The following is a 20,840-nucleotide window of genomic DNA, read 5'->3' on the forward strand; positions in this document are numbered from 1 at the left end:
GACCTTTTGGCCTCGCTTCAGCAAATTGGGTATGTGACAGCTGTCGGTGTTTTGTGAGCATCGAACTTTCGGTTCATTGCGTCTTCACACACCGCAATCTGGCCTTTCGACTCAAATTGCTTGGGTGTTATATGGTCAAGCCTCACGGGCAATTAGTATTGGTTAGCTCAACGCCTCACAGCGCTTACACACCCAACCTATCAACGTCGTAGTCTTCGACGGCCCTTCAGGGAACTCAAGGTTCCAGTGAGATCTCATCTTGAGGCTAGTTTCCCGCTTAGATGCTTTCAGCGGTTATCTATTCCGAACATAGCTACCCGGCAATGCCACTGGCGTGACAACCGGAACACCAGAGGTTCGTCCACTCCGGTCCTCTCGTACTAGGAGCAGCCCCTCTCAAATCTCAAACGTCCACGGCAGATAGGGACCGAACTGTCTCACGACGTTCTAAACCCAGCTCGCGTACCACTTTAAATGGCGAACAGCCATACCCTTGGGACCGGCTTCAGCCCCAGGATGTGATGAGCCGACATCGAGGTGCCAAACACCGCCGTCGATATGAACTCTTGGGCGGTATCAGCCTGTTATCCCCGGAGTACCTTTTATCCGTTGAGCGATGGCCCTTCCATACAGAACCACCGGATCACTAAGACCTACTTTCGTACCTGCTCGACGTGTCTGTCTCGCAGTCAAGCGCGCTTTTGCCTTTATACTCTACGACCGATTTCCGACCGGTCTGAGCGCACCTTCGTACTCCTCCGTTACTCTTTAGGAGGAGACCGCCCCAGTCAAACTACCCACCATACACTGTCCTCGATCCGGATAACGGACCTGAGTTAGAACCTCAAAGTTGCCAGGGTGGTATTTCAAGGATGGCTCCACGCAGACTGGCGTCCACGCTTCAAAGCCTCCCACCTATCCTACACAAGCAAATTCAAAGTCCAGTGCAAAGCTATAGTAAAGGTTCACGGGGTCTTTCCGTCTAGCCGCGGATACACTGCATCTTCACAGCGATTTCAATTTCACTGAGTCTCGGGTGGAGACAGCGCCGCCATCGTTACGCCATTCGTGCAGGTCGGAACTTACCCGACAAGGAATTTCGCTACCTTAGGACCGTTATAGTTACGGCCGCCGTTTACCGGGGCTTCGATCAAGAGCTTCGCGTTAGCTAACCCCATCAATTAACCTTCCGGCACCGGGCAGGCGTCACACCCTATACGTCCACTTTCGTGTTTGCAGAGTGCTGTGTTTTTAATAAACAGTCGCAGCGGCCTGGTATCTTCGACCGGCATGAGCTTACGGAGCAAGTCCTTCACCCTCACCGGCGCACCTTCTCCCGAAGTTACGGTGCCATTTTGCCTAGTTCCTTCACCCGAGTTCTCTCAAGCGCCTTGGTATTCTCTACCCAACCACCTGTGTCGGTTTGGGGTACGGTTCCTGGTTACCTGAAGCTTAGAAGCTTTTCTTGGAAGCATGGCATCAACCACTTCGTGTTCTAAAAGAACACTCGTCATCAGCTCTCGGCCTTAAGATCCCGGATTTACCTAAGATCTCAGCCTACCACCTTAAACTTGGACAACCAACGCCAAGCTGGCCTAGCCTTCTCCGTCCCTCCATCGCAATAACCAGAAGTACAGGAATATTAACCTGTTTTCCATCGACTACGCTTTTCAGCCTCGCCTTAGGGACCGACTAACCCTGCGTCGATTAACGTTGCGCAGGAAACCTTGGTCTTTCGGCGTGGGTGTTTTTCACACCCATTGTCGTTACTCATGTCAGCATTCGCACTTCTGATACCTCCAGCAAGCTTCTCAACTCACCTTCACAGGCTTACAGAACGCTCCTCTACCGCATCACTTACGTGATACCCGTAGCTTCGGTGTATGGTTTGAGCCCCGTTACATCTTCCGCGCAGGCCGACTCGACTAGTGAGCTATTACGCTTTCTTTAAAGGGTGGCTGCTTCTAAGCCAACCTCCTAGCTGTCTAAGCCTTCCCACATCGTTTCCCACTTAACCATAACTTTGGGACCTTAGCTGACGGTCTGGGTTGTTTCCCTTTTCACGACGGACGTTAGCACCCGCCGTGTGTCTCCCATGCTCGGCACTTGTAGGTATTCGGAGTTTGCATCGGTTTGGTAAGTCGGGATGACCCCCTAGCCGAAACAGTGCTCTACCCCCTACAGTGATACATGAGGCGCTACCTAAATAGCTTTCGAGGAGAACCAGCTATCTCCGAGCTTGATTAGCCTTTCACTCCGATCCACAGGTCATCCGCTAACTTTTCAACGGTAGTCGGTTCGGTCCTCCAGTTAGTGTTACCCAACCTTCAACCTGCCCATGGATAGATCGCCCGGTTTCGGGTCTATTCCCAGCGACTAGACGCCCTATTAAGACTCGCTTTCGCTACGCCTCCCCTATTCGGTTAAGCTCGCCACTGAAAATAAGTCGCTGACCCATTATACAAAAGGTACGCAGTCACAGAACAAAGTCTGCTCCCACTGCTTGTACGCATACGGTTTCAGGATCTATTTCACTCCCCTCTCCGGGGTTCTTTTCGCCTTTCCCTCACGGTACTAGTTCACTATCGGTCAGTCAGTAGTATTTAGCCTTGGAGGATGGTCCCCCCATATTCAGACAAAGTTTCTCGTGCTCCGTCCTACTCGATTTCATGACTAAGAGATTTTCGCGTACAGGGCTATCACCCACTATGGCCGCACTTTCCAGAGCGTTCCGCTAATCTCAAAGCCACTTAAGGGCTAGTCCCCGTTCGCTCGCCACTACTAAGGGAATCTCGGTTGATTTCTTTTCCTCAGGGTACTTAGATGTTTCAGTTCCCCTGGTTCGCCTCTTGCACCTATGTATTCAGTACAAGATAACCATCTTATGATGGCTGGGTTCCCCCATTCAGACATCTCCGGATCAAAGTCTGTTTGCCGACTCCCCGAAGCTTTTCGCAGGCTACCACGTCTTTCATCGCCTCTGACTGCCAAGGCATCCACCGTATGCGCTTCTTCACTTGACCATATAACCCCAAGCAATCTGGTTATACTGTGAAGACGACATTCGCCGAAAATTCGAATTTCTCAACTAAGAGAACTCACAAATTTTACCTTAGCCTGATCCGTTACCAGTGAAAGTAACGTTCAGTCTATCTTTCTATCACATACCCAAATTTTTAAAGAACGAACTAGTCAAAGACTAGAAATCAACATTCACCATCGACACGATGGAATGCTCATTTCTAAGCTTTATACAAACAGAAGCAGTAGTGGTGGAGCCAAGCGGGATCGAACCGCTGACCTCCTGCGTGCAAGGCAGGCGCTCTCCCAGCTGAGCTATGGCCCCGTATTTCTACAGGCGTTTCCCACACAAAATTGGTGGGTCTGGGCAGATTCGAACTGCCGACCTCACCCTTATCAGGGGTGCGCTCTAACCAACTGAGCTACAGACCCAATTTCGGGCTGCTTCTTTCGTCTTCTTCAATGAATCAAGCAATTCGTGTGGGAACTTATGGAGCAGCTGATGTCGTCGATTAAGGAGGTGATCCAGCCGCAGGTTCCCCTACGGCTACCTTGTTACGACTTCACCCCAGTCATGAATCACACCGTGGTAACCGTCCCCCCGAAGGTTAGACTAGCTACTTCTGGTGCAACCCACTCCCATGGTGTGACGGGCGGTGTGTACAAGGCCCGGGAACGTATTCACCGCGACATTCTGATTCGCGATTACTAGCGATTCCGACTTCACGCAGTCGAGTTGCAGACTGCGATCCGGACTACGATCGGTTTTATGGGATTAGCTCCACCTCGCGGCTTGGCAACCCTCTGTACCGACCATTGTAGCACGTGTGTAGCCCAGGCCGTAAGGGCCATGATGACTTGACGTCATCCCCACCTTCCTCCGGTTTGTCACCGGCAGTCTCCTTAGAGTGCCCACCATTACGTGCTGGTAACTAAGGACAAGGGTTGCGCTCGTTACGGGACTTAACCCAACATCTCACGACACGAGCTGACGACAGCCATGCAGCACCTGTCTCAATGTTCCCGAAGGCACCAATCTATCTCTAGAAAGTTCATTGGATGTCAAGGCCTGGTAAGGTTCTTCGCGTTGCTTCGAATTAAACCACATGCTCCACCGCTTGTGCGGGCCCCCGTCAATTCATTTGAGTTTTAACCTTGCGGCCGTACTCCCCAGGCGGTCAACTTAATGCGTTAGCTGCGCCACTAAGAGCTCAAGGCTCCCAACGGCTAGTTGACATCGTTTACGGCGTGGACTACCAGGGTATCTAATCCTGTTTGCTCCCCACGCTTTCGCACCTCAGTGTCAGTATCAGTCCAGGTGGTCGCCTTCGCCACTGGTGTTCCTTCCTATATCTACGCATTTCACCGCTACACAGGAAATTCCACCACCCTCTACCATACTCTAGTCAGTCAGTTTTGAATGCAGTTCCCAGGTTGAGCCCGGGGATTTCACATCCAACTTAACAAACCACCTACGCGCGCTTTACGCCCAGTAATTCCGATTAACGCTTGCACCCTCTGTATTACCGCGGCTGCTGGCACAGAGTTAGCCGGTGCTTATTCTGTCGGTAACGTCAAAACCATCACGTATTAGGTAACGGCCCTTCCTCCCAACTTAAAGTGCTTTACAATCCGAAGACCTTCTTCACACACGCGGCATGGCTGGATCAGGCTTTCGCCCATTGTCCAATATTCCCCACTGCTGCCTCCCGTAGGAGTCTGGACCGTGTCTCAGTTCCAGTGTGACTGATCATCCTCTCAGACCAGTTACGGATCGTCGCCTTGGTGAGCCATTACCCCACCAACTAGCTAATCCGACCTAGGCTCATCTGATAGCGCAAGGCCCGAAGGTCCCCTGCTTTCTCCCGTAGGACGTATGCGGTATTAGCGTCCGTTTCCGAACGTTATCCCCCACTACCAGGCAGATTCCTAGGCATTACTCACCCGTCCGCCGCTCTCAAGAGAAGCAAGCTTCTCTCTACCGCTCGACTTGCATGTGTTAGGCCTGCCGCCAGCGTTCAATCTGAGCCATGATCAAACTCTTCAGTTCAAACATCTTTGGGTTTTTAATAAACCCTAAACTTGGCTCAGCAATCGTTGGTTACATCTTTGATTTCTCGCGGAGTAACTTGTGATGCTGATAATCTTGTTGACTATCAGTCTGACTCCACAAGCACCCACACGAATTGCTTGATTCAGTTGTTAAAGAGCGGTTGGTTAAGATCTTTCGTCTCAACCGAGGCGCGCATTCTACAGCAGCCTCATTTGCTGTCAAGTGATTATTTTCAGAAGTTTTTGAAGATTTCCTCAACAACTTCAACCACTTGCGCTTCCGATCTCTCGTTAGCGGGAGGCGAATTCTACAGCGTTACACGCTGCTGTCAACACCTCTTTTTCTCCGCTTTCGATCGAGAAGATCGAAACGTTAATAGAGCCAAACAACACTACCCTACCAACTCCTTCTGGGCTTCGATGAACTGAAGCGATCCGCTGTCGAATCTTGCGTAACTCTTTGTTTACCAAGGAGTTTTCCGTTTCGACTGCGCCGGAAGTGGGGCGAATTATAGACTTCTGGAATCTGCCGTCAAGCGTTAATTTGCGTTCTCTATCAATTAGTTAAAGCTGGCTAAAAACCAACCAGCAGTATCGCTACAGCTATCTATATAGAAGGAAAGATTCAGATAACACCTGCCTCCTTTAAAGCAGCCACATGATCCGGCCCAATACCTAATACGCTCTGCAGCACCTGAACGGTATGCTCTCCTAATAAGGGAGGCGCACTACGGTACTCCACGGGTGTCTTGGATAAACGTATGGGACTGGCAACCTGAGGCACCTCCCCCGCCAGCGGATGGGGCAGTTGAATGGCCAATCCACGCGCCTTGACCTGCGGATCAGTAAACACCTGCGCCAAATCGTTGATCGGCCCGCACGGAACTCCGACACTCTCCAACTGCGCCACCCACTCCGCCGTCGTTTTAAAGACAGTGGCCTGGCGAATCAACGGAATCAACTCGGCGCGATTGGCCACCCGCATCCCATTGGTAGAAAACCGCGGGTCATCCGCCCATTGCGGCTGCCCAGCCACTTGCGCAAATTTCCGGAACTGCCCGTCATTACCTACCGTCAGGATGAAGTCACCGTCGGCAGTAGGAAAGTCCTGGTAAGGCACAATATTCGGATGAGCATTACCCAGGCGCTTTGGCGCGATCCCAGTTGTCAGATAATTCATCGCCTGGTTAGCCAGGCAGGCGACCTGCACATCGAGCAACGCCATATCAATGTGCTGACCGCCACCATCATGATCACGATGGGCCAGGGCAGCCAGTATCGCGACAGTCGAGTAGAGCCCGGTGAGGATATCGGTTAACGCTACCCCCACCTTCACAGGCCCGGCTCCCTCGTCGCCTTCAGGCCGTCCGGTCAGACTCATGAGCCCACCCAGCCCCTGAATCATGAAATCGTAGCCCGCTCGCGCCGCATAGGGTCCTGTCTGGCCAAACCCTGTGATTGAGCAATAGATCAGTTCAGGATTGATCTCCTTGAGCGACTCATAATCCAGCCCATAAGCCGCCAGACCACCGACCTTGAAGTTCTCGATCAGGATGTCGGACTTGGCCGCTAGGTCCCGTATGAGCTTTTGCCCCTCCGGCCGAGTGAAATCGATCGTAACCGACTCTTTATTACGATTGGCCGCCAGGTAGTACGCCGCCTCGCCGGTGCTCTCACCAAAAGCGTCCTTCAGAAAGGGGGGACCCCAGGCCCGCGTATCGTCACCACTTACCGGTCGCTCGACCTTGATTACCTCAGCCCCCAGGTCTGCAAGGATCTGTCCCGACCAAGGGCCGGCCAATACCCGCGAAAGATCCAGTACCCGCAAATGGGAAAGCGCGCCCATGCCCATACTCCTATTAATAGAAGGCCTGAAGCCCGGTTTGCGCGCGCCCTAATATCAAGGCATGCACGTCGTGAGTACCTTCGTAGGTGTTAACCACCTCAAGGTTCACCAAGTGACGCGCCACTCCGAATTCATCGGAAATGCCGTTGCCGCCCAACATGTCACGCGCCATCCGCGCAATATCCAACGACTTTCCGCATGAGTTGCGCTTCATGATCGACGTGATCTCAACTGCGGCCGTACCTTCGTCTTTCATACGCCCCAGACGCAGGCACCCCTGCAGTGCCAAGGTGATCTCAGTCTGCATATCAGCCAGCTTCTTCTGAATCAGCTGGGTGGCCGCCAGCGGTCGTCCAAACTGCTGACGATCCAATGTGTACTGGCGGGCGGTGTGCCAGCAGAACTCGGCAGCACCCAAAGCCCCCCAGGAGATGCCATAGCGCGCAGAGTTCAGGCAGGTGAAGGGCCCTTTCAAGCCGCGCACATCCGGAAAGATGTTTTCTTCCGGCACAAATACGTTATCCATAACGATCTCGCCGGTGATTGAGGCCCGCAGGCCAACCTTTCCGTGAATCGCCGGAGCACTCAGCCCCTTCCAGCCTTTTTCCAACACGAAGCCGCGGATATCACCTGCATCATCCTTGCCCCAGACGACAAACACATCCGCGATCGGGCTGTTGGTGATCCACATTTTGGCGCCCGTCAGGCTGTAGCCGCCTTCTACTTTGCGTGCACGTGTAATCATCGCGCCAGGGTCAGACCCGTGATTAGGCTCGGTCAGACCAAAGCAACCGATCCATTCGCCTGAGGCGAGTTTTGGTAGGTACTTCTGCTTCTGCGCCTCGGTACCGAACTCATTGATCGGTACCATCACAAGCGACGACTGCACACTCATCATCGAACGATAGCCGGAATCGACACGCTCCACTTCGCGCGCGATCAAGCCGTAACTCACGTAGTTCAAGCCACTGCCACCGTACTGCTCGGGAATCATTGCGCCCAGCAGGCCGGTCTCACCCATCTCACGGAAAATTGCAGGATCAGTCTTCTCATGACGGAAGGCTTCAAGCACACGCGGCGCCAGTTTGTCCTGAGCGAACTGCTCAGCACTGTCGCGCACCATGCGCTCTTCTTCGGTGAGCTGTTGATCCAGAAGAAGCGGATCGATCCAGTTGAAGCTTGCCTTGCCAGCCATGAGTTAAGTCCTCGCAAAGAACAGTGGAAGTCGTGGAGCAAGCCTAGGCTGGGTAATCGTTCTGGGCAAACGAGGTTTAAGCATAAGGTTGTGCTAATTTCTCACTTCGAAACAGTTTTATGCCGTGAAATTTCGCTTTATGAGTGAGGACAAGGTACATGCGCAGAAAAATCCCCAGCACCACCGCCCTTGTCAGCTTCGAAGCGGCGGCCCGCCACGAGAGCTTCACCAAGGCCGCTCAGGAACTTTCCCTGACCCAAGGCGCCATCTGCCGACAGATTGCCAGCCTTGAAGAGTTCTTGAGCGTGGAACTGTTTCGCCGTTCGCGGCGCGGCGTGAAGCTAACAGAAGCGGGACTGTCATATAGCCGTCGGGTCGCTACGCAACTGGATGCGGTGGAACGCGACACCCTGTCCGTCATGGGCCAACAAGGCGCCAATGTGATTGAGCTGGCGGTGGTCCCGACATTCGGCACGCAGTGGCTGATTCCACGGCTCAAGGATTTCCAGCGCCAACACCCGGAAGTCACGGTGAACCTCACCAACCGTACGCGGCCGTTTCTATTTGCAGATACTGACTTTGACGCTGCGATCTATTTCGGAGATGCCGATTGGTCCGGCACCGAATCCCACCGCTTGATGGGAGAGAATCCGGTGCCAATCTGCAGCCCGCGCTTGCTGGGCAATCGCACTCACTTCAGCGCCCAGGAAATCGCAGAACTGCCGCTGCTGCAGCAAACCACTCGGCCCTATGCGTGGCGCCAGTGGTTCAACGCCAGGCAACTGAACGTTCCCCGCGACATGACAGGACCTCGTTACGAGCTATTCTCGATGCTGTCTCAGGCAGCCATGCACGATATGGGCATCGCGTTGATCCCACCGTTTTTGATCCAGCGAGAGTTGGATGAGCATCAATTGGTGATTGCGAGCCCAGAGCCGCTGACCAGCGCCAAGGCGTATTACCTGATGATTCCTGACAGAAAGGTCGAATCAGCGTCGCTGCACGCCTTCAGGGACTGGCTCATCGAGCAATCACAACGCTACAGCCCCAGTATTTAAAGGGTCGCTCAAATTACTGACTCTGTAGTCAGCTATTTATAAATCCTACAGATATACGTATATGTCGCATTTATGCAGACTGTATCTATCGACCGAGAATGCGCGCCAAAGCCATGATTATCATGGCTTACAGCGACCACGACGAGCCAATGCACGACTATTCACAACAACGATGACAAAAACCGCTAAAAATGCCTGAAACCCTTTAATCACTTGTATTTAAAGAGGTTATTTTAGTGAGTTGCGACAATCAGTCACAGGGTGACTTGTAGTTAATTTTTCGTCACCCGTCATAATCCCTTGAAGGCCGTAAAGTTCGCCTGCAAAATGCCGCGCCCCGCTGTCATTTCAGCGGGATCGTGCTGATCGGCCGCCCCAGTTGCGCCTCTCGCGGTGCACTGGCCTTTTTACAAAAAGATCAAAAGCAAAAAGATCATGCAGGAGATTTGACGTGCACATTGGTGTTCCTCTCGAAACCCAGACCGGTGAAACGCGGGTGGCTGCCACCCCGGAAACCATCAAGAAGCTGATCGGCCAGGGCCATAAGGTCACTGTACAAAGCGGAGCGGGCCTCAAGGCCAGCGTTGTCGACAGTGCTTATGAAGCGGCAGGTGCCACCCTTGGCAGCGCCAACGACGCATTTGGCGCCGAGCTGATCCTGAAGGTGGTCGCTCCCAGCGATAACGAGATGGCGCTGATTAAAAGCGGCACCGTATTGGTGGGCATGCTCAATCCGTTCAGCAATGAAACTATCGCCAAATTGGCCGAACGTGGCATCACCGCCTTCGCCCTGGAAGCGGCACCGCGCACTTCTCGGGCCCAAAGCCTCGACGTGCTGTCGTCCCAGGCCAACATTGCTGGCTATAAAGCCGTGCTGCTCGCCGCCCATCACTACCCACGCTTCATGCCCATGCTGATGACCGCCGCTGGCACCGTTAAAGCCGCGCGCGTATTGATCCTTGGCGCTGGCGTTGCGGGGCTGCAGGCGATCGCTACGGCGAAACGTCTGGGAGCTGTGATCGAAGCGTCTGACGTGCGCCCGGCCGTGAAGGAACAGATCGAATCCCTCGGTGCCAAGTTTGTCGACGTGCCCTACGAAACCGATGAAGAGCGCGAATGCGCCGTCGGTGTCGGCGGTTACGCCCGCCCGATGCCGACCAGCTGGATGCAGCGTCAGGCGCAGGCCGTGCACGAGCGCGCCAAACAAGCCGATATTGTTATCACCACTGCGTTGATACCCGGCCGCAAGGCACCGACGCTGCTAAGCGCCGACACTGTCGCGCAGATGAAGCCCGGCTCGGTGGTCATTGACCTCGCCGCCGCCCAAGGCGGTAACTGCCCGCTGACTGTGGCCGACCAGGTGGTGGTGGAAAATGGCGTGATCATCTGCGGCCCGACCAACCTCGCGGGCGCAGTTGCCGCCGACGCGTCGGCGCTGTATGCGCGCAACCTGCTGGACTTCCTGAAGCTGGTCTTCAACAAGGAAGGCCAATTTGAAATCAACCTCGAAGACGACATCGTCGCCGCGTGCCTGATGTGCCGCGACGGCCAAGTCATCCGCAAAAACGCCTAAGCAGGGATTCAGACGATGGAAGAGCTTATCTCCCCCGGTATCTACAACCTGATCATCTTTGTGCTGGCGATTTATGTCGGTTACCACGTGGTCTGGAACGTCACGCCCGCCCTGCACACGCCTTTGATGGCGGTGACCAACGCGATTTCCGCCATCGTGATCGTCGGCGCCATGCTCGCCGCCGCCCTCACCGTGACGCCGCTGGGCAAAACCATGGGCACCCTGGCCGTGGCCCTGGCTGCGGTCAACGTGTTCGGCGGCTTCCTGGTTACCCGCAGGATGCTGGAGATGTTCAAGAAGAAAGCCGCGAAAGTAAAAGAAGAGGCGCCGAAGTAATGAGCATGAATCTCGTCACGACGCTTTACCTGATCGCGTCGATCTGCTTCATCCAGGCACTCAAGGGCCTGTCGCACCCCACCACGTCGCGCCGCGGCAACCTGTTCGGCATGCTGGGCATGGCCCTGGCCGTGCTCACCACCGTGGGGCTCATCTATAAGCTCGGCGCTGAGCTGGCCACTGCCGGCATCGGCTATGTGATCGTCGGTCTGCTGATCGGCGGCACCGCCGGTTCGATCATGGCCAAGCGTGTAGAAATGACCAAGATGCCGGAGCTGGTGGCGTTCATGCACAGCATGATTGGCCTGGCCGCCGTGTTTATCGCCATCGCGGCGGTGGTCGAGCCGCAATCCCTGGGTATCGTCAAACACCTGGGCGATGCGATTCCTGCCGGTAACCGCCTGGAACTGTTCCTCGGCGCGGCCATCGGTGCCATCACGTTCTCCGGCTCGGTGATCGCGTTCGGCAAGCTGTCTGGCAAGTACAAATTCCGCCTGTTTCAGGGCGCACCGGTACAGTTCGGCGGCCAGCACAAACTGAACCTGGTACTGGGCCTGACAACCCTGGGTCTGGGGCTGGCATTCATGTTCACCGGCAACCTCACCGCTTTCGCGCTGATGCTGGCTCTGGCGTTCGTATTGGGCGTGTTGATCATCATCCCGATCGGCGGTGCGGATATGCCGGTGGTGGTCTCGATGCTCAACAGCTATTCAGGCTGGGCGGCGGCCGGTATCGGTTTCTCGCTGAACAACTCGATGCTGATCATTGCCGGTTCGCTGGTGGGCTCCAGCGGCGCGATCCTGTCGTACATCATGTGCAAGGCGATGAACCGCTCCTTCTTTAATGTACTGCTCGGCGGCTTCGGTAACGCACCGGACGCCGGGGCGGCCGCTGGCTCAAAAGAAGCGCGCCCGGTGAAATCCGGTTCGGCCGACGATGCGACCTTCCTGCTGACCAACGCCGACACCGTGATCATCGTCCCAGGCTACGGCCTGGCAGTGGCGCGGGCGCAGCATGCGCTTAAAGAGTTGACCGAGAAGCTCACTCACCACGGCGTCACAGTGAAATACGCGATCCACCCGGTGGCCGGCCGTATGCCTGGACACATGAACGTGTTGCTCGCCGAGGCGGAGGTGCCTTACGACCAGGTGTTCGAGATGGAGGACATCAACTCCGAGTTCGGCCAGGCCGACGTGGTGCTGGTATTGGGCGCCAACGACGTGGTCAACCCGGCCGCCAAGAACGACCCGAACTCGCCAATCGCCGGTATGCCGATCCTGGAAGCCTTCAAGGCCAAGACCATCATCGTCAACAAGCGCTCAATGGCCAGCGGTTATGCCGGCCTGGATAACGAGCTGTTCTACCTGGACAAAACCATGATGGTCTTCGGCGACGCCAAGAAGGTCATCGAGGACATGGTCAAGGCCGTCGAATAACACTGCGCCAGCGCAATACCCTAAACCCCGGCCTGCAGTAGGCTGGGGTTTTTTATTGCGGGATGAATCCCGACCAAAGGCTCTAAATCGCTAGCTCGCATTCGACCATGGTAGCGGGCCGAATTTTTTTGAAATCACTACACTGCCCACCTTGCTTCCGTAGCCTGAGATAACAATTCATGTACCGTGATCGTATCCGCTTGCCTTCGCTGTTGAACAAGGTCATGAGCGCGGCTGACGCCGCCGCACTGATCGAAGACGGCATGACCGTCGGCATGAGTGGCTTCACCCGTGCCGGTGAAGCCAAGGCCGTCCCCCATGCCCTGGCCGAGCGCGCCAAGACTTCCCCGCTGAAAATCACGCTGATGACCGGCGCCAGCCTGGGCAATGACTTGGACAAGCAGCTGACCGAGGCCGGCGTATTGTCTCGACGCATGCCGTTCCAGGTCGACAGCACCTTGCGCAAGGCCATCAACGCAGGCGAGGTGATGTTCATCGATCAACACTTGTCGGAAACCGTCGAGCAACTGCGCAACAACCAGCTCAAGCTCCCGGACATTGCAGTGATCGAAGCGGTTGCTATCACCGAGCAGGGTCACATCGTGCCCACCACCTCCGTGGGCAACTCGGCCAGTTTCGCGATTTTCGCCAAGCAGGTGATCGTCGAGATCAACCTGGCGCACAACCCGAACCTGGAAGGGCTGCACGACATCTATATACCGACCTACCGGCCGACCCGCACACCGATTCCACTGGTAAAAGTAGATGACCGCATCGGCAGCACCGCAATCCCGATTCCGCCGGAGAAGATCGTCGCGATCGTCATTACCAACCAGGCCGACTCTGCGTCTACCGTAACCCCGCCTGACAATGACACCCAGAGCATCGCCAACCACTTGATCAATTTCCTCAGGCAAGAAGTGGACGCCGGGCGCATGACCAACAAACTCGGCCCGCTGCAGGCCGGGATCGGCAACATTGCCAACGCGGTAATGTGCGGTTTGATCGACTCGCCATTCGAAGACCTGACCATGTACTCGGAAGTACTGCAGGACTCGACATTTGACCTGATCGACGCCGGCAAGCTGAGCTTTGCCTCGGGCAGTTCGATCACCTTGTCGGAACGGCGCAACGCCGACGTGTTCGGCAACCTGGAACGCTACAAAGAGAAATTGGTGCTGCGCCCTCAGGAAATCTCCAACCACCCTGAAGTGGTGCGGCGCCTGGGCATTATCGGTATCAATACCGCTCTGGAGTTCGACATATACGGCAACGTCAACTCCACCCATGTGTGCGGCACGCGGATGATGAACGGCATCGGCGGTTCAGGCGACTTCGCGCGCAACGCGCATCTGGCGATCTTCGTGACCAAGTCGATCGCAAAAGGTGGCGCGATTTCCAGCGTGGTGCCGATGGTGAGCCATGTGGATCACACCGAACATGACGTGGACATTCTGGTGACCGAAGTCGGCCTGGCCGACCTGCGTGGCCTGGCGCCACGGGAAAGGGCGAGGGTGATCATCGATAACTGTGTACATCCCGCTTACCGCGATGCACTGAACACCTACTTCGAGACCGCGCGCGCTTTAGGCGGCCACACCCCGCACATCCTTCGCGAGGCACTGAGCTGGCACATCAACCTGGAAGAAACCGGGCATATGCTGAAGGCTTGATTCACACACCTCGGGGCTGAGGCAAGTACAGTTGCCTCAGCTCCTTAAGCAACCCGCCAAAATTTAAAAAACTGTACTGCTGTACCGGTCATTTCCTACCTCCTTTTCCTACTCAACCTCTGAAAAATGCCAATTTCGCACCATTTAGGTGCAGGCAGGTACAGTTGCCCCATTTCCGTACCGTACAGCCTCATTAAACAGTTAACTGGCCCCTCACAATACAGGTGAACTGTATCTAGAGAGTGTTGCCCTGGAAGAGGATCATTGGCATCAGTTAAACCACTACCTAATCCCGCCACAAGCGGAAGGATGTCATCATGGAACGTACACTCAGTTCCGAACTGTTCTCCGAAAAAGCCGTCAACCACCAAGCCGCTCTGCCTCTGCGCGTTCTGGCCAACCTGATGCTGTGGCAGCGCCGCATCTCCAGCCGTCACCAACTGGCTCGTCTGGATTCGCGTCTGCTGGCTGATGCTGGTATCAGCGAAGCTCAGCGCTACGAAGAGCTGAGCAAGCCGTTCTGGCGCTAATGAGCGCTCGCTGGCCCTGACCTGCTTAGGTCCACTGCCAGCAACCAGATTGAACAAAACAAAGCCCGCCCCGGGAAACCGGAGGCGGGCTTTGTCGTTTGGGGGATTCGATTTTTGGCGCTGAACAGAAGCGCTATATCAAGACCGGTACAGTTAAAATAACAGAACACTTTAGCGGTACAATTTACCCGTAGTGTATCTGTATCGCTCGATATAGCTCTCTCACAATGGTGCTTCAGAACTAATCGAAGGCACCTTCCATGACTAATCGAGACGCTCTATATAAGCGGCTGACACGTCGTATCGTCGACGGCCTTGGCCGTTGGGCGCAGCGTGCTCACGGTAGGCACCAGTTGGCTCAGCTTGATCCGCGAGATTTGGCCGATGCAGGCATCACGCAGGGTGATCGTATTGCCGAGCTGTCCAGGCCCTTCTGGCGTGACTAAGCAGTCAAGAAGCTATCCGAAGGCAGAAGTGGCGACTAATATCCAGCAACCGAGTGGCGAAGCACGGGGAGCAGGCGTCTGATCCCCAACGACTGTTCTGCACCACTTATCGTTCATCTTAAGGAGTCACACCATGTCCCGTCTTCGCCTGCTGAGTGCCGCTGCGCTATTGACCCTGGCTACCACTGCCAACGCGAGCAGCTTTATCGTGACCACCGACTCCATCGTTGGCGCCCTGAAAGCCACGTCCGACGCTACCTCCGATGCCACTTCGTCCCTACGTGACAACAAGGTCGTACGCGCCGCCCGTGACGACGCCGCCAGCTTTGTCGCCAGCGAAGGTGCAATTCGTGGTGTGAAGCTGGAAAGCGCCCTGGCTCAGATCCGCCAACAAGCTCCGCAATTGAACACCGCGACGGACGCACAATTGGCCCAAGCCATCCTGGCGATCTGAAACACCATGCAACGGGAGCCTCTGCCGCTCCCGGATGCCTTCGCACTGGCCCTTGCCGGGGCTTTGCGCTAGCCTTGCCGCTCGTTTTCAGTTGTCGAGTGCTATGGCTTTTTCATACCGTTTGCTCATCGTTCCTATGTTGTTTTCTGCCAGTTGGTCGCCCATTGCCTCTGCCTTTGACGTGACCATTCAGGGCACCGTCGCGAGCGCGTACGCCACCAGCAAAGTGACTTCCGCACCTTTCGACAGAAAAGTCGTCATGGCGGCCCAGGATGATGCCGCCGCTTTCATTGCCACTGACGGCCAGTGGCGGGGAGCACGGCTGGAATCGGCGCTGGATTACCTGCGCCACAGCCAGCCAAAACTTATCGCCAGCGACCTTGAACTGGCGAAAGCAATTCTCGTCCAATAATCACCTTTGTATTTCGGAGTCATTCCATGCGTAGCCCGCTGATCGTCGCCACCCTTGGCCTGCTGTTGTTGGCCGATGTTGCCCAGGCGCATACCCTGGTGGCCACCAGTAACATCATTGTGCGCGCCTCCGGTCGCACCATTGATTTCACCTCGGACACCACCACCTCCATCCGCGACTCCAAGGTCGTACGCGAAGCCCACGACGACGCCGCCAGTTTTGTCGCCACCAACGGCGAAATCCGTGGCGCGCAACTGGAGGCCGCCTTCGATACTCTTCGAACCCGCCTGCCTGAAGCACGCGATGCCAGCGATCAGACTCTCGCCGAAGCCATCCTCGCACTGTGAGGCGCCTCGCGGCCTGGCTCCTGGCCGGGACTGTGCTGCTATGCGCCAGCGCTGCCCAGGCCAGCCTGCAACTGCGGCTCAAGACCGAGGGCTTGAGCCCGGCTGAACAGCAGGCCAGCCAGGCATTGCTCGATGACGCGATGCGCTCGTTGCCGCCGCGCTTTATCGAGCAACTGGACCGACGCATCGATGTCGGCTGGACCGACCAGATGCCTGCAAACGCTTACGGCCAAGCCTCCCTGGTGTCTGAGCTGGACCTCAACCGCAACCTGTTGGCCAGCCTGACCGACGGCAGCGCCGCCACGCATAAAACCAATCGCCCCCACGGCACCGTGCGCCGGGAAATGCTGGCCACGGTCCTGCATGAACTGACTCACATCTATGATCGCGCGCGCCTGTGGCCCGAAGACGAACGCAGGCTGATCCAGCGCTGCAGTCGCCAGAACAGCATCACCGGCGTGATCGGCCTGCCGGATCAGTGCCGTGGCCAGAACGACCGGCGCTTCACCCTCAGCGATGACCCGCGATTGCTCGACCTCGCCGGCTGGCCACAATACGTCGGCAGGCGCGGCGAACGCGAACAACACAACCGCCAGGTGGTGCGCAGCCCTGACCTGTACGAAACCACCAGCCCGCTGGAATTCGTCGCGGTCAATATGGAGTACTTCCTCCTCGACCCGAGCTACGCTTGCCGGCGCCCGGCACTGTTCCGTTACTACCGCGATCACTTCGGCTGGGCCCCGCCAAAACAGGATGCCTGCGCCAAGACTTACGCGTTTCTCAATGCCGGCAACGATTTCGCCAAAACGCCGCTGGGCCATATCGATCCCGAGCGGGTGTACCAGATTGATTACTTGCTGGCCGAAGCCAACCAGAACCTGGTGAGCCGTTGGGGCCACAGCATGTTGCGTCTGGTGATCTGCGCCCCGGGCCGCCCGCGTGGGCCGGACTGTCGGCTGGATCTGGACCAGCACCTGGTGCTGTCCTACCGCGCTTTCGTGGGTGACGTGCAACTGTCGAGCTGGGACGGTCTGGTGGGCAAATACCCGTCGCGGCTGTTCGTATTGCCGCTGGCGCAGGTGATCGATGAATACACCAAGACCGAACTGCGCGGCCTGGCCTCCATCCCGCTGAAACTCACGCGCCGGGAGATCAACGAAACAGTCGAGCACGCCGCCGAAATGCACTGGAGCTACGACGGCAACTATTTCTTCCTGTCCAATAACTGTGCCGTGGAAAGCCTGAAACTGTTGCGCAGCGGCAGCGCCAATCCGCAGCTGACCGGCCTGGACAACATCACCCCCAATGGTTTGCTGGAAGTACTGCAGGCTCGCGGCCTGGCCGATACCAGCGTGCTGGACGACAAACGTGAAGCACTGCGCCTGGGGTATCACTTCGACTCCTTCCGCGAACGCTACCAGGCCATGTTCGACGTGCTGCGCAAACATCTGCCGATCAAACAGACTCAGGTTGAAGACTGGCTCTCCCTCAGCGCCGAGCAACGTCGCGTGTGGTTCAACCAGGCCGATCTGCGCACCAGTGCGGCGTTGCTGCTGTTGGAACAGGCGAGCTTCCGTAAACAGCTGATGCTGGCCCAGGATGAGGTCAAGCAGCGTTACCTCGGCGCCCGCGAGTTGAAAAACGGCGGCATGGAGAAAGCCAACGCTACGTTGCAACAGATCCTTGCCAACAGCGGCTTTCTCAGCCGCCCGGCCGAACTGCTCGGCAGTGGCGGCTACGGTCTGCCGCAACCGTCGGAAGCCACGCGTCTGGAGTCAGAAAGCGCCGAGCGGCAAAAGCAATTGCAATCGCTGACCGGCGAGCTGGACAAAGAGGTGAGGGCGCTGCTGGATCCGTCCCGTGCCGCCGAGATTGCTGCCTGTGAAGCCAACCTCAAGCAAGTCGGAGAACATCTGCGCAGTCTGCACAAGGCAGCGGGCGGCCTCGAACTGCCCTGAAGCCCCCGCGATTGTTGACATGCGTTCCCCTGAATACCGCGCGTCTTCCCACCGACAACTGTTTTGCCAGCGAAAGCTGGCTGAAAGCTTACGCGTCTAGGATCGCCCCCAACTGCCGGCAACAGACCGGCTGTACACAACAACAATGGTGATCCCCGATGTCCGTCCGTACCCGCCTGTTCACTCCCACTCCGCCCGTAAGCCTCGTGACTGCCGTTCTGCGCTGAACCGTTCCGGTTCGCCATTCCCTAGCCGCGCTACGCCTGGAGTATTCCTATGCTGACTTTCCTTGGCTTTGCCATGGTCATCACGTTCATGTTCCTGATCATGACCAAGCGCTTGTCCGCGCTGATCGCCTTGATCATTGTGCCGATTTTGTTCGCGCTGTTCGGCGGCTTCGCGCCGAAGATCGGCCCGATGATGCTCGAAGGCATCACCAAGCTCGCGCCGACCGGCGTGATGCTGATGTTCGCCATCCTCTACTTTGCCTTGATGATCGACTCCGGCCTGTTCGACCCGGCCGTGCGCAAGATCCTCAAGATGGTCAAGGGCGACCCGCTGAAAGTCTCGGTCGGCACCGCGGTGCTGGCCCTGGTGGTGTCCCTCGACGGTGACGGCGCCACCACGTACATGATCTGCGTAGCCGCCATGCTGCCGCTGTACCAGCGCATCGGCATGAGCCCGCGGATCATGGCCGGCCTGATCATCCTCGCCGGTGGCGTGATGAACATGACCCCCTGGGGTGGCCCCACCGCCCGCGCCGCCAGTGCGCTGCATGTGGACCCGTCGGATATTTTCGTACCCATGATCCCCGCCATGGCCGCCGGCGTGGTGGCGATCCTGGTGATCGCTTACATGTACGGCAAGCGCGAACGTGCGCGCTTGGGTGAACTGCACCTGCAAGTCGACGAAATCGACCACAGCGAGATCAGTGTGTCGCAGTACCCGGACGCTCGCCGCCCCAAGCTGATCTGGTTCAACGGCGCCCTGACCCTGGCGCTGATGTGCACTCTGATTGCAGGTCTGTTGCCGCTGCCGGTGCTGTTCATGGTGGCGTTCAGCATCGCGATGATCGTCAACTATCCGTGCCTGCAACAGCAGAAAGACCGCGTCGCCGCTCACGCCGGCAGCGTGCTGGCGGTGGTGGGGCTGATCTTCGCGGCGGGCATTTTCACCGGCATTCTGTCGGGTACCGGCATGGTCGATGCTATGTCCAAGAGCCTGCTGGCGGTCATCCCTGAAGCGTTGGGCCCGTACCTGGCGGTGATCACCGCGCTGGTGAGCATGCCGTTCACGTTCTTCATGTCCAACGATGCGTTCTACTACGGCGTACTGCCAGTACTCGCCGAAGCCGCCAGCCACTATGGCATCACCGCCGTGGAAATGGCCCGCGCCTCCATCGTTGGTCAGCCCGTGCACTTGCTCAGCCCGTTGGTCCCCTCGACCTACCTGCTGGTGGCCCTGGCCGGTATCGAATTTGGCGATCACCAGCGCTTTACGTTGAAGTGGGCAGTGCTGGTGTGCCTGTGCATAATGTTCGCCGCCTTGCTGATGGGGATTTTTCCGCTGTTCAGCACTCTATAACCGTACAACCCACTGTGCCGGTTCCATACCGGCGCGGTTCAACACTTGCGCAAAGGAATACACATGGAATGGCTGACCAATCCGGAGATCTGGATTGCCTTCTTCACCCTGACGGCCCTTGAGATCGTCCTGGGCATCGATAACATCATCATGATTTCGATCCTGGTCAGCCGCATGCCCAAGCACATGCAAGCGCGCACCCGGATTTTCGGCCTGGCGCTGGCAATGGTCACGCGCATCATGCTGCTGCTGTCGATCACTTGGGTGATGCAGTTGACCGCCGACCTTTTTGTGGTCCTCGGCCAGGGCATTTCCGGTCGCGACCTGATTCTGTTCTTCGGTGGCCTGTTCCTGCTGTGGAAAAGCTCCCAAGAGATGTACCACGCGCTGGAAGGCGAAGACGAAACCCACGAGGAGCCCAAGGGCGCCGGTGGCAAGTTCATCTACACCATCATCCAGATCGCGATCATCGACATCGTGTTCTCCCTGGACTCGGTGATCACTGCGGTCGGCATGGTGTCCCATGTGCCGGTCATGGTCGCCGCGATCGTCGTCGCCGTACTGGTGATGATGCTGGCGGCCGGCAAGATCAGCGAGTTCATCGATAAGCACCCGTCATTGAAAATGCTCGCGCTGTCGTTCCTGCTGGTGGTGGGTACCGTGCTGATCGCCGAATCCTTCGATGTGCATGTGCCGAAGGGTTACGTCTACTTCGCCATGGCGTTCTCGTTGGCGGTGGAAGCGGTAAACATCAAGATGCGCACCGCCATCGCGAAAAAGAAAAAGCAGCAGGATCCGGTGAAACTGCGCAAGGACATTCCGGGTCAGTAAACCCGAGCCTGAACAAAAACGGGGCCTTCGCGCCCCGTTTTTTTTGCATCGCAAAAAGCTGATTTCATGACAGTTTTGTTTCAATCCC

Annotated in this window: 15 protein-coding genes, 2 tRNA genes and 2 rRNA genes; 13 read left to right on the forward strand and 6 right to left on the reverse strand. The window is 56.6% G+C overall.

What is annotated here, in order from left to right:
• Positions 1-131 precede the first annotated feature (131 nt).
• The 6 genes from K1567_RS15480 to K1567_RS15505 all read right to left on the reverse strand — a co-directional run bounded on the left by K1567_RS15480 (position 132) and on the right by K1567_RS15505 (position 8,114).
• A 23S ribosomal RNA gene (locus tag K1567_RS15480) occupies positions 132-3,023 on the reverse strand.
• 247 nt (positions 3,024-3,270) lie between these two features.
• A tRNA-Ala gene (locus K1567_RS15485) sits at positions 3,271-3,346 on the reverse strand.
• Between the two features lie 30 nt (positions 3,347-3,376).
• Positions 3,377-3,453, reverse strand: a tRNA-Ile gene (locus tag K1567_RS15490).
• Between the two features lie 81 nt (positions 3,454-3,534).
• Positions 3,535-5,071 (reverse strand): 16S ribosomal RNA (locus K1567_RS15495).
• Together the 16S and 23S rRNA genes with 2 tRNA genes alongside form the textbook arrangement of a ribosomal RNA operon.
• 627 nt (positions 5,072-5,698) lie before the next feature.
• The gene (locus tag K1567_RS15500) at positions 5,699-6,919 is read right to left on the reverse strand and encodes a CaiB/BaiF CoA-transferase family protein (protein ID WP_034101757.1); all 1,221 of its coding nucleotides are present in this window, start codon (positions 6,917-6,919) and stop codon (positions 5,699-5,701) included.
• Between the two features lie 13 nt (positions 6,920-6,932).
• Positions 6,933-8,114, reverse strand: a complete 1,182-nt coding sequence (locus K1567_RS15505) for an acyl-CoA dehydrogenase (protein WP_010207882.1) — start codon at positions 8,112-8,114, stop codon at positions 6,933-6,935.
• 158 nt (positions 8,115-8,272) lie between these two features.
• Between K1567_RS15505 and K1567_RS15510 the strand changes: the two genes are divergently transcribed.
• The 13 genes from K1567_RS15510 (at position 8,273) to K1567_RS15570 (ending at position 20,752) form a co-directional block, all read left to right on the forward strand.
• Positions 8,273-9,172, forward strand: coding sequence for a LysR family transcriptional regulator (locus K1567_RS15510; RefSeq protein ID WP_034101755.1), 900 nt, complete (start codon positions 8,273-8,275; stop codon positions 9,170-9,172).
• Between the two features lie 451 nt (positions 9,173-9,623).
• Positions 9,624-10,745, forward strand: coding sequence for a Re/Si-specific NAD(P)(+) transhydrogenase subunit alpha (locus K1567_RS15515; protein WP_034111163.1), 1,122 nt, complete (start codon positions 9,624-9,626; stop codon positions 10,743-10,745).
• Between the two features lie 15 nt (positions 10,746-10,760).
• A complete protein-coding gene (locus tag K1567_RS15520) occupies positions 10,761-11,081 on the forward strand; it encodes an NAD(P) transhydrogenase subunit alpha (protein ID WP_034101753.1) in 321 nt (106 codons plus the stop codon).
• Positions 11,081-12,517 (forward strand): NAD(P)(+) transhydrogenase (Re/Si-specific) subunit beta, encoded by a 1,437-nt coding sequence (locus tag K1567_RS15525; protein ID WP_034101752.1) that lies wholly within the window; start codon positions 11,081-11,083, stop codon positions 12,515-12,517. Before K1567_RS15520 ends, K1567_RS15525 begins: the two co-directional genes overlap by 1 nt.
• 179 nt (positions 12,518-12,696) lie before the next feature.
• The gene (locus K1567_RS15530; protein ID WP_047882326.1) at positions 12,697-14,190 is read left to right on the forward strand and encodes an acetyl-CoA hydrolase/transferase family protein; all 1,494 of its coding nucleotides are present in this window, start codon (positions 12,697-12,699) and stop codon (positions 14,188-14,190) included.
• 317 nt (positions 14,191-14,507) lie between these two features.
• Positions 14,508-14,720: a DUF1127 domain-containing protein gene (locus tag K1567_RS15535; protein ID WP_034101749.1), complete on the forward strand. Its 213-nt coding sequence runs from the start codon at positions 14,508-14,510 to the stop codon at positions 14,718-14,720.
• Between the two features lie 260 nt (positions 14,721-14,980).
• The gene (locus tag K1567_RS15540) at positions 14,981-15,166 is read left to right on the forward strand and encodes a DUF1127 domain-containing protein (RefSeq protein WP_169867685.1); all 186 of its coding nucleotides are present in this window, start codon (positions 14,981-14,983) and stop codon (positions 15,164-15,166) included.
• 133 nt (positions 15,167-15,299) lie between these two features.
• Positions 15,300-15,620: a DUF2388 domain-containing protein gene (locus K1567_RS15545; protein ID WP_034101747.1), complete on the forward strand. Its 321-nt coding sequence runs from the start codon at positions 15,300-15,302 to the stop codon at positions 15,618-15,620.
• A 103-nt stretch (positions 15,621-15,723) separates the two neighbouring features.
• Positions 15,724-16,032, forward strand: a complete 309-nt coding sequence (locus K1567_RS15550; protein ID WP_099312993.1) for a DUF2388 domain-containing protein — start codon at positions 15,724-15,726, stop codon at positions 16,030-16,032.
• A gap of 26 nt (positions 16,033-16,058) precedes the next feature.
• Complete coding sequence (locus K1567_RS15555; protein ID WP_034101745.1) at positions 16,059-16,379, forward strand: DUF2388 domain-containing protein; 321 nt, start codon at positions 16,059-16,061, stop codon at positions 16,377-16,379.
• Positions 16,376-18,337: a DUF4105 domain-containing protein gene (locus tag K1567_RS15560; protein ID WP_169902261.1), complete on the forward strand. Its 1,962-nt coding sequence runs from the start codon at positions 16,376-16,378 to the stop codon at positions 18,335-18,337. Before K1567_RS15555 ends, K1567_RS15560 begins: the two co-directional genes overlap by 4 nt.
• A 276-nt stretch (positions 18,338-18,613) precedes the next feature.
• On the forward strand, positions 18,614-19,921 hold the full coding sequence (locus tag K1567_RS15565; protein ID WP_169867684.1) for a CitMHS family transporter: 1,308 nt from the start codon (positions 18,614-18,616) through the stop codon (positions 19,919-19,921).
• Positions 19,922-19,984: 63 nt separating this feature from the next.
• Positions 19,985-20,752, forward strand: a complete 768-nt coding sequence (locus K1567_RS15570; protein ID WP_034101741.1) for a TerC family protein — start codon at positions 19,985-19,987, stop codon at positions 20,750-20,752.
• Positions 20,753-20,840 lie beyond the last annotated feature (88 nt).

This window comes from Pseudomonas sp. S5F11 (assembly GCF_019641515.1).
GTDB classification, from domain to species: Bacteria; Pseudomonadota; Gammaproteobacteria; order Pseudomonadales; family Pseudomonadaceae; genus Aquipseudomonas; species Aquipseudomonas rhodesiae.

What these genes read in the sequence shown, in the direction of transcription:
- K1567_RS15525 (WP_034101752.1), top strand. Translation starts at nt 11,081, where the DNA reads ATGAGCATGAATCTCGTCACGACGCTTTACCTGATCGCGTCGATCTGC.
- K1567_RS15550 (WP_099312993.1), top strand. Translation starts at nt 15,724, where the DNA reads ATGGCTTTTTCATACCGTTTGCTCATCGTTCCTATGTTGTTTTCTGCC.
- K1567_RS15530 (WP_047882326.1), top strand. Translation starts at nt 12,697, where the DNA reads ATGTACCGTGATCGTATCCGCTTGCCTTCGCTGTTGAACAAGGTCATG.
- K1567_RS15545 (WP_034101747.1), top strand. Translation starts at nt 15,300, where the DNA reads ATGTCCCGTCTTCGCCTGCTGAGTGCCGCTGCGCTATTGACCCTGGCT.
- K1567_RS15500 (WP_034101757.1), bottom strand. Translation starts at nt 6,919, where the DNA reads ATGGGCGCGCTTTCCCATTTGCGGGTACTGGATCTTTCGCGGGTATTG.
- K1567_RS15535 (WP_034101749.1), top strand. Translation starts at nt 14,508, where the DNA reads ATGGAACGTACACTCAGTTCCGAACTGTTCTCCGAAAAAGCCGTCAAC.
- K1567_RS15540 (WP_169867685.1), top strand. Translation starts at nt 14,981, where the DNA reads ATGACTAATCGAGACGCTCTATATAAGCGGCTGACACGTCGTATCGTC.
- K1567_RS15520 (WP_034101753.1), top strand. Translation starts at nt 10,761, where the DNA reads ATGGAAGAGCTTATCTCCCCCGGTATCTACAACCTGATCATCTTTGTG.
- K1567_RS15570 (WP_034101741.1), top strand. Translation starts at nt 19,985, where the DNA reads ATGGAATGGCTGACCAATCCGGAGATCTGGATTGCCTTCTTCACCCTG.
- K1567_RS15565 (WP_169867684.1), top strand. Translation starts at nt 18,614, where the DNA reads ATGCTGACTTTCCTTGGCTTTGCCATGGTCATCACGTTCATGTTCCTG.
- K1567_RS15510 (WP_034101755.1), top strand. Translation starts at nt 8,273, where the DNA reads ATGCGCAGAAAAATCCCCAGCACCACCGCCCTTGTCAGCTTCGAAGCG.
- K1567_RS15505 (WP_010207882.1), bottom strand. Translation starts at nt 8,114, where the DNA reads ATGGCTGGCAAGGCAAGCTTCAACTGGATCGATCCGCTTCTTCTGGAT.
- K1567_RS15555 (WP_034101745.1), top strand. Translation starts at nt 16,059, where the DNA reads ATGCGTAGCCCGCTGATCGTCGCCACCCTTGGCCTGCTGTTGTTGGCC.